The following is a 13,095-nucleotide window of genomic DNA, read 5'->3' on the forward strand; positions in this document are numbered from 1 at the left end:
CGGCGGCGTGCGGGCGCGTACCTTACCGCGTCGTCGGCGGGCCTGCATCCGGATCGGCGGGCATCGTGCCGGCGCGTCGCTGCGGCTGGGCCTGGTGGATGAACACCGTATAGGTATCGGCCGGGTGCGGCACCCCCGCCCGGTCCAGCGCATGGCCGATGGCGCCGCGGTGGTAGGTGGCGTGGTTGAGCACGTGGAACAGGATTTCGCGGCGCGTCATGCAGCCGTCGCGGCCGTCGGCGAAGCGGAAGCGCAGCGCCTGGTCCCATTGCGCCGGCGCCAGCGCGGCCAGATGGGCGGCATACCACTGGTCGGAGGCTTCCAGGCGCATGGCCAGCGCCTCCAGGGCCGGTACTTCGGCGCTGTTGGTGGCCGCATGCGGCGGCGCCTCGCCCAGCAGCCGCGCGCGGAACAGTTCCTCCACGATCACGATGTGGTTCAACTGCTGCCGCGCGAAGGCGACGCTGGCGGGGAACGCCCGTGCGTCCACGGCGCGTATCGCCTCCAGCGTGCGCTGCATCGCCCAGCGCTTGTAGGCGAAGGCGTCGTCGAACAACGTGTCCGACGCCGTGGCGGGCGATGGCATCACCGGGGTGGGCCGGCGATGGCACGGGAAAAAAGGTACGACGCGGGCATCACGCCTCGTCTTCTTCCTCGTCCTCGTCTTCCTCGTCCTCGTCGTCTTCTTCCTCGAACGCGTCCAGCTCCTGCACCCGCACGAAGTTGGGCAGTGCATCGGCGAAGCCGATCTGGGCGCCGTCGGCGATCATCGCCCGCACCTCGCGCTTCATCGCGCTTTCCACCAGCGCGAAGCACACCACGCCCTGCGCGCTCTCCTCGCCGTCTTCGTCGAACACGGCCACCCAGCCGGCCGCGGGCATGATCTGGATGATGTTGTCTTGCATGGACGGTCACCAGGAATGAAGAAGCCCAGAGCTTGCGCGAAGCGCATGGCCAACGCAATCGCGGTGCACCGGTTCACCGCGCCGTCGCCGGCGTGGCGTTGTCGGCCAGGTACGCCGCCGCGCGGCTGAACGCGGCCGGCGCACCGCAGCGGCAGCCTTCCCGGGGCGCGGGCAGCCACGCGCACGGCTCGGCACGGACCGCGCCAATGGCGCTGGACGGCGCATCGGCCGCCCGCGCCCGGCACCGCGCCAGGCAGGCAGCGGCTGGGCGTGCGGCGCCGGCGCGGCCGCGGTCAGTCGGCCTTCCAGGTACCGCCGCCCTGTGCGCAGCTGGCCGGCAGGCCGGCCAGGTCGTCGGCCGAACGCTCGTAGTAGAAGCCGTCGAAATCCTGGCCGAACAGGCGCCGGCAACTGCCCTGCGCCGGCGCTGGACAGGCGTCCATGTAAGTGATCTCGCCCGCCTTGCCGCCCATCTGCGCCGAGGTCTGCGCCAACCCCTCGCACACGCGCTTGAGTTGCGCTTCGGTGGAGGCACCCGCGGTCTGCACGCAGTCGCGGGAACGGATGACCTGGCCGAGGAGCGAAAACTCGCCGGCGATCATGCACGCGTGCGTGGCGGCGACACCGGGGGCCGCATCCGCTGGGCCCGCCGTCGCCGCTGCATCCGCCGGGGTGGCCTGCGCCGGCGTGTCCTGCGCGCCGCAGCCGGCCAGTACACTCATCGCGCCCGCCAATGCCCATGCCTTTCCATGCCGCCATGCCCATGCCATGCAGTGTTCCTTCATCCGTGGGAACGCCGATCATAGCGTGCGCGGGCGGCGGGCCTGTGGCGGCGGGCACCGCAACGCGCGTGGTCAGCGCTCGCCGGCCTCGCCCTGCAGCGCCAGCGGACGCACCTGCTCCAGCAGGCTGACCAGGGTCTTGCCCGGCTCCTCCCACGGGATCATGTGCGCCGAATGCTCGAACCAGACGCCGCGCTTGTACGGCGCGCGCACCTGCGCCAACCAGGCCGCGGTCGGTTCCGAGGGCGTGGTGTAGTCGTGGCGCCCCATGAACATCAGCACCGGGATGGGGAACCGCTTCACCCCGCGGTAGTCCACCTGCAGGAACTCATCCAGCAGCCGCCCGAGGGTGAATTCGCTGCCGGCGTTGATCGCGCAGCGCGCCGCATCGTCGTAGTCGGGCGACAACCGCGGCCCCTGGAAGAAGTAGTTCGACTCGCTGCGGAACGCACTCAGGCCGCCGTAGTGCTGTGGCCATTTGCGGGCCACGACGATCCGCTCGCGGGTGAGCGGCGCGTCGCCCGGATAGGGCGCGATGGCCTCCATCTCGCGCACCGCTTCGGCGTTGCCGCGCTCGCGCGCGGTGCGCAGGCCGTAATCGAAGCTGACCCGCTCGTTGGTGCGCACGTCGATCACCTGGCCGATGCCGACATACGCATGGAACAGGTCCGGGCGCTGCAGCGCCGCCTGCATCGCCACCACGGTGCCCCAGCTGTGCCCGACCAGCACCAGCTTGCGCTTGTGGTAGCGGCTGCGCAGGTAGTCGGCCAGTTCGATGGCATCGTCGACGTAGCGCTGGATGCGCAGCGTGCCGGCCACCTCCTGCTGCGGGTTGAGCAGCAGCGTCCGCCCGGCACCGCGCTGGTCGTAGTTGACCACGGTGAAGTACTCCTCCAGCGGGCGCTGGAACTGCCACAGCGTGGGGATCACCGGCGATGCCGGCCCACCGTGCACGAACAGCAGCAGCGGGTTGTCGCGGTCCTGGCCGCGCACGTTGACCCACTGCGCGATGCCGCCGATCTTCGCCGCGTAGTCCTCCTGCACGCCGTTGGGCGCGACGATGCGCCCCAGGTCGGCGATGATCCCGCGCGCCGGCGCGTAGCTGGAACGGTCCGGGCAGGCATCCTGCGCGGCCGCCAGCAGCGGCGCCAGCGCCAGGACCAGCGCTGCAGGCAGGCGAAAACGGTATGCGTTCATCGGCATTGGCCTCCAGGCCGGATTGTGGGCACCGCCGGAAGCGGCATGCTGGCGGCCGCCGCGGCCGGACCGTGGCGGTCATGCACCGCGCCGCGGGACATCGGTGGTCGACCGTTCCCGATCCGCGTTGCCCGCCGGCGACGGCAGCGGCTCATTCGCCCAGTTCCGGGTCGAGCAACAGGAGCGCGGCGGCGGCCGCGGCGAAGTACACGCGCTGGTCATCGTCGAGCCGGCGGTCCAAGTGCACCCGGCCGCGGTTGAGCACGTCGACCACAGCGCGCGTGCCGCCATCGCCGGCGATGACGTAACCGGTCGGTGTCATGCCCCTGACCGGCGTGCCCTGGTAGGCATACACGGCGCGCACCGCGTAGTCGCTTCCCCATGGCGACTGCAGGCGCCCGTGCAGGCCCTCGCCCTCGCGCCTCACCTCCAGCACCTGCACGGGCTGGCCATCCATCCGCAGCCCGCATGCGAGCAACGGCCCGGCCATCGCCGTCAGGTCGACCGTCAGCCGGTGTGATTCGCCCCCCCGGCCCGCGGTCCATGCCTGCGTGCGGCACTGCACCTCCACCGGTGGCTGGTCGCGCGCCACCATCGTGTAATCGTAGGGCCGGGACGTGCGGCCCACGTCGAATGCCGGCAAGGGTACGCGCCAGGAGAAGGTCGAGCCCTCGCGCATCCGCAGGGCGCTGTACGGCCCGAACCGCACCGGTTCGTTGAAGCGCCGCGGCGAGTGGCCGCTGACCTCGTAGGTCACCGCATCGGCGGTGAAGCCGTCGGGCATGCGCATCTGCGCGGGCGTGCAGGCCGGCAGCAGCGGGACCAGCAGCAGGCAGACCGCGACCGGGGCAGTGATGCGCATGACCGTATCCAGCAGGGGCGATGGGCGGATGCTAGGGCGCATGCGCGGACCGCCACCCCTGCCATTGGTTTGCCGCGCCCGGGAGGTTCAGGCGACGTTGCCGGCGCGCGGGCCGCCAGCGCCGGACGTTACCGCGGGTGGTCCACCGGCCGCCGCCTGGCCGCCGGGACACCCTCGACGCGTGCTCCCACGGGGATCAGTACCAGATCGCGGCGGGCAACCCGGTGCGGTCCGGCTGCACCTGCGCCGGCAGCGATCGCGCGCGGCCAGCGGCAATGCGTTCGGCACTCCACAACGCCGCCAGGGCATCCAGTACGTCGTCGGTCGCGGCCTGGCGCGCCGGCACCGCACGCAGCAGCGCCATCACTGCGTCCTGGCCGTAGATGTCCGCCAGCAGGCTGACACGCATCTGCGCACCGGCGAAGGTGCGCTTGCCATCCGCCAGGCCGCGCCCCGCTCCACCATTGAGCGCAGCGAACGACACCTCCGGATGTATCTCGCGCACCCGTTGCCGTGCATCCACGTCCCCCTGGAGCAGTTGGTCCCACTGGCGGATCTTGGGCAGGATCGCGAACGACTGCGCGCCGAAGCCGCGCCCGTCGATCTCCCGGTGGCGGCGGGATGCCTCGGGCTGCGAGCCCGCATCGAGAATGCCGCGCACGGGCGTGGAAAAAACACTGCTGGCCCGCTTGCCGCCAACGAAGCAGCGCGCCTCGCGATCGGCCGGGCGGCCACCCTGCTCGCAGAGCCCTATCGGAATATCCACCGCGATCACCCGGGCCGTCCGGTGCGTGTGGAAAAGTTGCTGGGCGTCGGGGTACAGCGCATGCACCAGCCCGCCCCCGCCCCACCAGACGGCGATCCATCCGCTGCCGGCGCCATCCACGCCGACGCACCCCTTGAACTGTTCCATGCTTCCCCCCCCCCGGGCACTGGTCACAGGATGACACAGCCGCCCACGCACGCCTGCGTCCACACCAACTCGCAAGGCAGCCCCGTCGGCTGCTCCCCGCCGGCGGAAAAGACAAGGGCCGGGTGCTCGCGCACACCGGCCCCGGTCTCATCCGGCGTTGCCACCGGTCAGCCGCACTTGCTGTAGCCACAGTTCAGGCAGGTGGCGCACCCGTCCATCACCACCAGCGCCTTGGTGCTGCACTTGTGGCACATGGTGGCGCTGGGCGGGAAGCTGGTGCCCTCGCCGGTGACCTGGACGTCCTCATCGCGCCCGGCGGGGGCGGCGACTACGGCGTCAGTGTTTTTTTTTGAGCGGTCCTCGAACTGCTTGCGCTTCTCGGCGATCAGCGCGCGCTGGTGGGCGCTCATTTCCGGATCGTGCAGCAGGCCGATCGACTTCATGTGGTCTTCGACGATGGAGCCCAGCTCGGCGACCAGCGACGGCATGTACACGCCGCCGGCCTTGAAATAGCCGCCCTTGGGGTCGAACACGGCCTTCATCTCGTCGACGATGAAGGTGACGTCGCCGCCCTTGCGGAACACCGCCGACATGATGCGGGTCAGCGCCACGATCCACTGGAAATGCTCCATCGACTTGGAGTTGATGAAGATCTCGAACGGACGGCGCAGTTCGTGCTCGGTGCCGGCGTTGAGCACGATGTCGTTGATGGTCACGTAGAAGGCGTGCTCCACCAGCGGCGACTTGATCTTGTAGGTGCTGCCGATCAGCACGTCGGGGCGCTCGATGCGCTCGTGCATGTGCACGATGTTGCTGTCCTGGGCATCGTCCTGCGCCTGTGCGACCGGAGCCTTGGCCGTCGCTTCCCGGGCCTTGTCGTCCGGGGTGATGACGGAATAACCCTTGATTTTCTTGTCGATCTTGACGGCCATGGTGCGGGTCCTGGTTATGCGTTGTGGTGCGGGTTGCGGCGCCCCCGCCCGCGGCGGGCGGGGGCGCGGGTGCGGCTTACTTGCGGGCGGCCTTCTTCGCCGCCTTCTTCACCGCGGTGGTCTTCCTGGCCACCGTCTTCTTCGCCGAAGCCGCCTTCTTGGCCACGGTCTTCTTTGCGGAAGCGGTCTTCCTGGCCACCGTCTTCTCGACCTTCTTCACCGCCTTACGGGTGGCGGCGGTGCGGGTGGCGACTTTCTTGGCGACCTTGCTGCCGGCCTTGTCCACCGCCTTCTTCACCGCGGCGGTCTTCTTGGCCACGGCCTTGGCCACTTTCTTCTCCGCGGCCTTCACCGTCTTCCTGGCCGAGGCGACCTTCTTCGCCACCTTCTTCTCGGCGGCGGCGACGGCCTTCTTGGCGGCGGCCTGCTTGCCGGCACCCTTCTTCTTCAGGGCCGCGGCCTCGGCCTTGGCATTAGCCTTGGCGGCCTCCAGCTTGCGGCGCACGCTGGAAACGGTCTTGCCGACCTCCTTCTTCGCCGCGGCGGCCTTCTTGGCGACGACCTTTTCGGCCTTCTTGACCGCCTTCTTCACCTTGGCGACCTGCCGGGTGGCGCCGGCCTCGACCTTGCGTGCGCGGGTCTTGACCGCGGCAACGGCATCGCCGGCGGTGGCGGCCATGGCGTCGCCGAGGTTGGCTGCGGTTTCCTTCACGTTCTCGGCAACCTGGGACACGGTCGCCGTCACACCATTGCCATTGCTCATAAAGCCCTCCTTAAGGGCATTGGATCGGTCACGTTGGCGATGCGGAATGAAGCGGGTGGGGCATGGAACACAGGCGACAACCCGGTGGTGGCGGCCACCGTCGCCGTCCCGCGCGGCGGCGGGACGGCGTGCGAAGGCGACCTCAGAACTTGCCGTAGTAGCCTTCCTTGAGGGCGTCGAACAGATTGGCGGCGGTGTGCATCTCGCCGTCGTACTCGATCTGCTCGTTGCCCTTGACCTCGACCACCTGGCCGTCTTCCAGTTCGAAGCGGTAGGTGGTGTTCTCCAGGTCCGCCTCCTTGACCAGCACGCCCTGGAAGGCGGCCGGGTTGAAGCGGAACGTGGTGCAGCCCTTCAGGCCCTGCTGGTGGGCGTAGCGGTAGATGTCCTTGAACTGCTCGTACGGGTAGTCCGTCGGCACGTTGGCGGTCTTGGAGATCGAGCTGTCCACCCACTTCTGCGCGGCCGCCTGCACGTCCACGTGTTCCTTCGGCGAGATGTCGTCGGCGGCGATGAAGTAGTCCGGCAGGCGCGACTCGGCGTCCTCGGCGAACGGCATCGCCCGGGGGTTGACCAGTTCGCGGTAGGCCAGCAGCTCGAAGGAGAACACGTCCACCTTCTCCTTGGTCTTCTTGCCTTCGCGGATCACGTTGCGGCTGTAGTGGTGCGCGAACGAGGGCTCGATGCCGTTGGAGGCGTTGTTGGCCAGCGACAGGCTGATGGTGCCGGTCGGCGCGATGGAGCTGTGGTGGGTGAAGCGCGCGCCGGTCTCGGCCAGTTCGTCCACCAGCTCCGGGGCGACCGAGGCGATGCGCTGCATGTAGCGGCTGTAGCGCGCGTGCAGCACCTTGCCCTGGATCTTCTGGCCGACCTTCCAGCCGTCCTTGCGCATCTCCGGACGCTGCCGCAGCATCGCCGCGGTGACCTCGAAGGTCTCCTCCATGATCGGCGCCGGGCCCTTCTCGCGGGCCAGTTCCAGGCCGGTTTCCCAGCCGGCCACGGCCATGTCGCGGGCAATGGCTTCGGTGAACTCGCACGACTCCGGCGAACCGTACTTCATGCGCAGCATGGTCAGGGTGCTGCCCAGGCCGAGGAAGCCCATGCCGTGGCGGCGCTTGCGCATGATCTCGTTGCGCTGCTGTTCCAGCGGCAGGCCGTTGACCTCGACCACGTTGTCGAGCATGCGGGTGAACACGCGCACCACTTCCTTGTACTCGTCCCAGTCGAACGAGGCCTTGTCGGTGAACGGGTCGCGCACGAACTTGGTCAGGTTGACCGAGCCGAGCAGGCAGGCGCCGTACGGCGGCAGCGGCTGCTCGCCGCAGGGGTTGGTGGCGCGGATGCTCTCGCACCACCAGTTGTTGTTCATTTCGTTGACGCGGTCGATCAGGATGAAACCCGGCTCGGCGTAGTCGTACGTCGAGACCATGATCATGTCCCACAGGTGGCGGGCACGGATGTGGCCGTACACCTTGCAGGCCACCAGGCCGTCGTCGCGGACGATGTAGTTCTCGTGGGTCGGCCATTCGCGCCAGACCACTTCCTCGCCGCTGGCCGGATCCAGCTCGGCCTGCTCCTTGGTGTTGATCGGGAACACCAGCGGCCAGTCGGCGTCCTTGTCCACCGCCTCCATGAAGCCGTCGGTGATCAGCAGCGACAGGTTGAACTGGCGCAGGCGGCCGTCCTCGCGCTTGGCGCGGATGAAGTCCTTCACGTCCGGGTGCGACACGTCAAAGGTGCCCATCTGCGCGCCGCGGCGGCCACCGGCCGAGGACACGGTGAAGCACATCTTGTCGTAGATATCCATGAAGGACATCGGCCCGGAGGTGTAGGCGCCGGCGCCGGCCACGAATGCGCCGCGCGGGCGCAGGGTGCTGAACTCGTAGCCGATGCCGCAGCCGGCCTTCAGGGTCAGGCCGGCCTCGTGGACCTTCTCCAGGATGCCATCCATCGAGTCGGTGATGGTGCCCGACACGGTGCAGTTGATGGTGCTGGTGGCCGGCTTGTGTTCCTGCGCGCCGGCGTTGGAGGTGATGCGGCCGGCCGGGATCGCGCCGCGGCGCAGCGCCCAGACGAAACGCTCGTACCAGTAGGCGCGCTTGTCGTCGCTGCCTTCGGCGTCGGCCAGGGCGCGGGCCACGCGCTGGTAGGTGCCGTCGATATCGGCATCCAGCGCCTGCCCGGCCTTGGTCTTGAGGCGGTACTTCTTGTCCCAGATGTCCTGCGAGGCGGGCTGCAGGGGGATAAGGTCCGATCGGGTTGAGTTGCTGACCACTTCCAGACGCACCGTGCTCATGATGGTGGAACTCTCCTTGTGCACCTTGCGGTGCGTTTACCGTTTCCCCGGTCGGGCGGGGCTGCAACGACGACGATGCCGGCGCGTGGTCACGCGCCTGCGGGCGGGCGGGGATTGGTCCGGCGAGGGCCGGAGGTCTGCATCGCTTCCGTCGTCATTGCACGCCTTCCTATGGGGTGCCTGCACCCCGGGCCTCAACCCTACTTCTTGGGGACGCATTTCACATCAACCCAACATCTAGTGGCTGATGGCGATGCCAAGCTTACCCACCGCTTGGGTGATGTCAAACGAAAAATCTGCCCCCGGCATCTTGCAATCCGCGCAGGGCTTGCGCCCCCTGCGATTGCGGCGGCGCGGAATGTTTCATTGTCGATTTAGGTCGCTGCCGCCACACTCCATTCAGCCACTCCCGCCCCACCCGGACGCCCCGCGCGGCGTCCCCGCATGGAACCCCGGCCCTTATGCGACCGCTCCCGACCCTGCTCACGCTTGCCCTGGCCGCCGCCTTCGGCGGCTTCACCGCCAGTGCCATCAACGCCCACCTGGACAACCGCGCCCAGGCCTCCACCGGCGCCATGCTGCCCGCCACCGCGGCGCTGCCGGCGGCGGTCGCCGGCCAGCCGGTGCCGTCGCTGGCACCGATGCTGGAACGGGTGATGCCGGCCGTGGTCAGCGTCAACACCAAGCAGGTGGTGCGGGTGCGCAACCCGTTCTTCGACGACCCGTTCTTCCGCCGCCTGTTCCCGCAGGTACCGCAGGAGCGCATCAACGAGTCGCTGGGCTCGGGGGTGATCATCGACGCGGCCAGGGGCTACGTGCTGACCAACCACCACGTGATCGAGAACGCCGACGACGTGCAGGTGACGCTGGCCGACGGGCGCACGGTCAAGGCCGAATTCCTCGGGTCGGACCGCGACACCGACATCGCGCTGATCCGCATTCCCGCCGAAAAGCTCACCGCGCTGCCGCTGGGCGACAGCGACCAGCTGCGCACCGGCGATTTCGTGGTGGCCATCGGCAACCCGTTCGGCTTCAGCCAGACGGTGACCTCGGGCATCGTTTCGGCGGTGGGCCGCAGCGGCATCCGCGGGCTGGGCTACCAGAATTTCATCCAGACCGACGCCTCGATCAACCCGGGCAACTCCGGCGGCGCGCTGGTCAACCTGGCCGGGCAGCTGGTCGGCATCAACACCGCCAGCTTCAACCCGCAGGGCAGCATGGCCGGCAACATCGGCCTGGGCCTGGCCATTCCCTCCAACCTCGCCCGCGACGTGGTCGAGCAGCTGATCACCAAGGGCGTGGTGGTGCGCGGCACGCTGGGCGTGGAAACCCAGAACCTGAGCCCGCAGATCGCGCAGGGGCTGGGCCTGGCCGAAGCGCGCGGCGCGCTGGTCACCCGCGTGCTGGCCGGCTCGGCCGCGGCGGCGGCCGGGCTGCGCGCCGGCGACGTGGTCACCGCGATCAACGGCCAGCGCGTGGACAACGCCCAGGCACTGCACAACTTCGAGGGCCTGCAGCCGGTCGGCCGCGTCGTCGAGCTCGACGTGCGCCGCGACGGCAAGCCGCTGCAGCTCAAGGCCACGCTCAAGGAACAGCCGCGCGCGGTGACCGGTGATACGCTGGACCCGCGCCTGTCCGGCGCCACGTTCGTCGACCTGCCCGAGTCCGCGCGCCAGTCCGGCCTCAACGGCGTCCTGGTCAGTGAGGTGGCGCGTGGCAGCCGCGCCGCGCAGTCCGGCCTGGCCAGCGGCGATATCGTGCTGGCCGCGAGCAGCGGCGAGTTCGTCGACCTGGCCAGCTGGCGCGCCAGTTTCAGCCCGCGCCCGCCGCAGCTGGTGCTGCGCATCGTGCGCGGCACCACCCAGGGACAACTGGTGATGCGCTGATCGGCCGGCGCTCGTAACGTTCCTTACACCCGGCCGCTGGTATTGCTTTCCCTGCGCCTCCCCGCTGGCGTCCCCCGAACCGAAGGAGACGAAACAATGAGCCCCACGAACACCGACACCATGAAGGACCACCTGGGCGACGCCGGATCGCACCTGAAATCGGCCGCGCGCGCCGCCGGCACGGCGGTCAAGGACGCAGCCGGCCTGGCCGGTGACGAACTGCGCCTGGGCAAGGCCAACGTGAAGGCAGAGCTGTCCGACAGCGCCCTGTCCGGGCTGGCCGCGGCCGAGCTGTCGGGCGCCGCCGCCAAGGAACAGATGGACGCGCTGATGGACAAGGGCAAGGACCTGATCGACAGCGCCGCCGACCTGATCCGCGAGCGCCCGCTGGCCTCGTTCGGCGTGGCGTTCGCCGCCGGCTGGATCATCGCCAAGCTCGCCCGCAGCAACGACTGACGCGGGCGTGGGCGACAACGCGCCACCATCGGGCGCCACCGGAAACGGCAACGACGAGGCCGGCAAGGCAGCGCCCGGGCTGGAGGAGAGCATCCGCGAGGTCGGCAGCGCCGGCCGGCAGACGCTGGATGCGGCGACCCACACGCTGCGCTCGCTGCGGCGGCTGGCCTCGGCTGATTTCGCGCTGGCCCGCAGCGCCTTCGGCCGTGGCCTGGCCTGGAGCGGCGTGGCCATCGTGTTCGGTGCCTCGGCGTGGCTGCTGCTGGCGGCCACGCTGATCGCCCTGCTGCACGCGCTGGGCCTGTCCTGGTTCGTGTCGCTGCTGGTCACGTCGCTGGCCAGCCTGGCGGTCACCGGCTATGCGATCTGGCGGGTCAGCTACTTCTTCCACCACACCGGCATGCATGCCACCCGCCGGCAGCTGTCGCGACTGGGCCTGTTCGACGAACCGGCCGAGGACGACCCCGACGCCGACGTCGAGATCCCCGGGGACCGGACGCCATGAACTTCGATGCCCTGCAGCGCCGCGTGCGCCGCGCCGAAGCCGTCGTGCAGGTACGCATGGACGAGACCGTGCGGCAATGGGACACGCTGGAGGCGGCCTGGCGCCACAGCTGGACGCCGGGCCGCATCCTCATCGCCGGGCTCGCCGGTGGCTTTGTCGCCGGCAGGCTGGAACCCGGCGGCGCCTTCAGCGGCGCGCGCTGGCTGCAGATGATCGGCTCGGTATCCGGGCTGGTCGCCTCGGCGCAGGCCTCGATCGCCACGCTGCAGGAAGCCGGGCTGGCCGCGGCCGCCGCGGCGACCGCGGAAGCGGCCGGCGACGACGCCCCGCAGGCGGACCCGCCCACGCCGACAGCAGGGGCGACGCCCGCGGCCGCGGGCACGCCGCCGCAGGCGGCCGCCGCCGCCACCGAACTGTCAGAATCCTGAGCCGCGCGGCCGCCGGCCACGCCCCTTCCGCACCGGAGTGCCGCCCGATGTCCGCACTGCCGTCCGACACCGCTGCGCCCGACACCGCCGCCTCCACCGAACCGGCCGCGCCGGCGCCGCGCCCGCGCGCCTCCACCGCCCTGCTGGTGCTGGCCACGCTGGCGGTGGGCGCGACCCTGTGGGCCGCGCAGGACGTGGTCCTGCCGGTGCTGCTGGCGATGTTCTTCGCCCTGGTCGGCAACCCGATCATCCGCCTGCTGCAGAAACTGCGCCTGCCGCGCTTCCTGGCCGCGCTGCTGGTGCTGGTGCTGGGCCTGGCCAGTGCCGGCGCGCTGGCGGTGCAACTGGCCGGGCCGGCCGCCGACTGGTTCGCCGAGACGCCGCAGCAGCTGCGCGAGGTATCGCGCAAGGTCCGCGACCTGGTGCGGCCGGTGCAGCAGGCCAACCAGGCCGCCGAGAGCTTCGCCCGCGCCGCCGGCGGCGAGGACAACCGCAAGGTGGAAGTGATCCGCACCCGGCTCGACGACCCGTACAAGGTACTGGTGCGCACGCCGCGGCTGGCCGCCTCGGCACTGGCGGTGGTGCTGCTGACCCTGTTCTTCATGATCTACGGCGAAACCCTGCAGCGGCACGTGATCGCGCTGCTGCCCAACCGCCAGCAGAAACGCTTCACCACCGACATCCTGCGCGCGATGGAGCGCGAGATCTCGCGCTACGTGCTGACCATCACCATCATCAATGCCCTGGTCGGGCTGGCCCTGGCCGGGGTGCTGGTGCTGCTGGGCATTGCCGCGCCCGAGGCGCTGCTGTGGGGCACGGTGGCGATGCTGCTGAATTTCGCGCCCTACGTGGGCCCGCTGATCGGCATCGCGCTGATGCTGCTGGTCGGCCTGACCCAGTTCCGCGAGCCGCTGGCCGTGGCGGCGCCGGCGCTGGCCTACCTGGCGCTGCATACGCTGGAGGGACAGCTGGTCACCCCGATCGTGCTCGGCCGGCGCATGGCGATCTCGCCGTTGATGCTGGTCTTGGCGCTGATGCTGTTCGGCTGGCTGTGGGGCATCGTCGGCCTGTTGCTGGCGGTACCGCTGCTGGTCTGCGCCAAGCTGGTGCTGGCACGGCTGGACGGCATGCAGGGCTGGGCGCGCCTGCTGGAATAGGCAAGGCGCCGCG

General features: G+C 69.9%; 14 protein-coding genes. 5 read left to right on the top strand and 9 right to left on the bottom strand.

Annotation, left to right across the window (positions count from 1 at the left end; all coding sequences use genetic code 11):
- Nucleotides 1-22: 22 nt before the first annotated feature.
- The 9 genes from B1L07_14350 to B1L07_14390 form a co-directional block, all read right to left on the bottom strand.
- On the bottom strand, nt 23-586 hold the full coding sequence (locus tag B1L07_14350) for a damage-inducible protein DinB (protein AUZ56072.1): 564 nt from the start codon (nt 584-586) through the stop codon (nt 23-25).
- 49 nt (nt 587-635) lie between these two features.
- Nucleotides 636-905, bottom strand: coding sequence for a hypothetical protein (locus B1L07_14355; protein ID AUZ56073.1), 270 nt, complete (start codon nt 903-905; stop codon nt 636-638).
- A gap of 293 nt (nt 906-1,198) precedes the next feature.
- Nucleotides 1,199-1,639: a hypothetical protein gene (locus tag B1L07_14360; protein AUZ56074.1), complete on the bottom strand. Its 441-nt coding sequence runs from the start codon at nt 1,637-1,639 to the stop codon at nt 1,199-1,201.
- A 120-nt stretch (nt 1,640-1,759) separates the two neighbouring features.
- The gene (locus tag B1L07_14365; GenBank protein AUZ56619.1) at nt 1,760-2,884 is read right to left on the bottom strand and encodes an alpha/beta hydrolase; all 1,125 of its coding nucleotides are present in this window, start codon (nt 2,882-2,884) and stop codon (nt 1,760-1,762) included.
- 151 nt (nt 2,885-3,035) lie between these two features.
- Nucleotides 3,036-3,746 (bottom strand): hypothetical protein, encoded by a 711-nt coding sequence (locus tag B1L07_14370; GenBank protein AUZ56075.1) that lies wholly within the window; start codon nt 3,744-3,746, stop codon nt 3,036-3,038.
- Nucleotides 3,747-3,942: 196 nt separating this feature from the next.
- The gene (locus B1L07_14375) at nt 3,943-4,659 is read right to left on the bottom strand and encodes a hypothetical protein (GenBank protein AUZ56076.1); all 717 of its coding nucleotides are present in this window, start codon (nt 4,657-4,659) and stop codon (nt 3,943-3,945) included.
- A gap of 167 nt (nt 4,660-4,826) precedes the next feature.
- Nucleotides 4,827-5,591 (bottom strand): NrdJb, encoded by a 765-nt coding sequence (locus B1L07_14380; GenBank protein ID AUZ56077.1) that lies wholly within the window; start codon nt 5,589-5,591, stop codon nt 4,827-4,829.
- Between the two features lie 76 nt (nt 5,592-5,667).
- Nucleotides 5,668-6,354: a hypothetical protein gene (locus B1L07_14385; GenBank protein ID AUZ56078.1), complete on the bottom strand. Its 687-nt coding sequence runs from the start codon at nt 6,352-6,354 to the stop codon at nt 5,668-5,670.
- Nucleotides 6,355-6,496: 142 nt separating this feature from the next.
- Nucleotides 6,497-8,650 (bottom strand): ribonucleoside-diphosphate reductase, adenosylcobalamin-dependent, encoded by a 2,154-nt coding sequence (locus B1L07_14390; GenBank protein ID AUZ56079.1) that lies wholly within the window; start codon nt 8,648-8,650, stop codon nt 6,497-6,499.
- A 461-nt stretch (nt 8,651-9,111) separates the two neighbouring features.
- Here B1L07_14390 and B1L07_14395 point away from each other — a divergent pair, with 461 nt between their 5' ends.
- The 5 genes from B1L07_14395 (at nt 9,112) to B1L07_14415 (ending at nt 13,082) form a co-directional block, all read left to right on the top strand.
- On the top strand, nt 9,112-10,536 hold the full coding sequence (locus tag B1L07_14395) for a heat-shock protein (protein ID AUZ56080.1): 1,425 nt from the start codon (nt 9,112-9,114) through the stop codon (nt 10,534-10,536).
- Nucleotides 10,537-10,632: 96 nt separating this feature from the next.
- On the top strand, nt 10,633-10,992 hold the full coding sequence (locus tag B1L07_14400) for a hypothetical protein (GenBank protein AUZ56081.1): 360 nt from the start codon (nt 10,633-10,635) through the stop codon (nt 10,990-10,992).
- Between the two features lie 7 nt (nt 10,993-10,999).
- Nucleotides 11,000-11,497: a hypothetical protein gene (locus tag B1L07_14405; GenBank protein AUZ56082.1), complete on the top strand. Its 498-nt coding sequence runs from the start codon at nt 11,000-11,002 to the stop codon at nt 11,495-11,497.
- Nucleotides 11,494-11,925 (top strand): hypothetical protein, encoded by a 432-nt coding sequence (locus B1L07_14410; GenBank protein ID AUZ56083.1) that lies wholly within the window; start codon nt 11,494-11,496, stop codon nt 11,923-11,925. Before B1L07_14405 ends, B1L07_14410 begins: the two co-directional genes overlap by 4 nt.
- 47 nt (nt 11,926-11,972) lie before the next feature.
- The gene (locus B1L07_14415; protein AUZ56084.1) at nt 11,973-13,082 is read left to right on the top strand and encodes an AI-2E family transporter; all 1,110 of its coding nucleotides are present in this window, start codon (nt 11,973-11,975) and stop codon (nt 13,080-13,082) included.
- The last annotated feature ends 13 nt before the right edge of the window (nt 13,083-13,095 follow it).

Origin of the sequence: Stenotrophomonas acidaminiphila (assembly GCA_002951995.1) — a bacterium.
GTDB classification, from domain to species: domain Bacteria; phylum Pseudomonadota; class Gammaproteobacteria; order Xanthomonadales; family Xanthomonadaceae; genus Stenotrophomonas; species Stenotrophomonas acidaminiphila_A.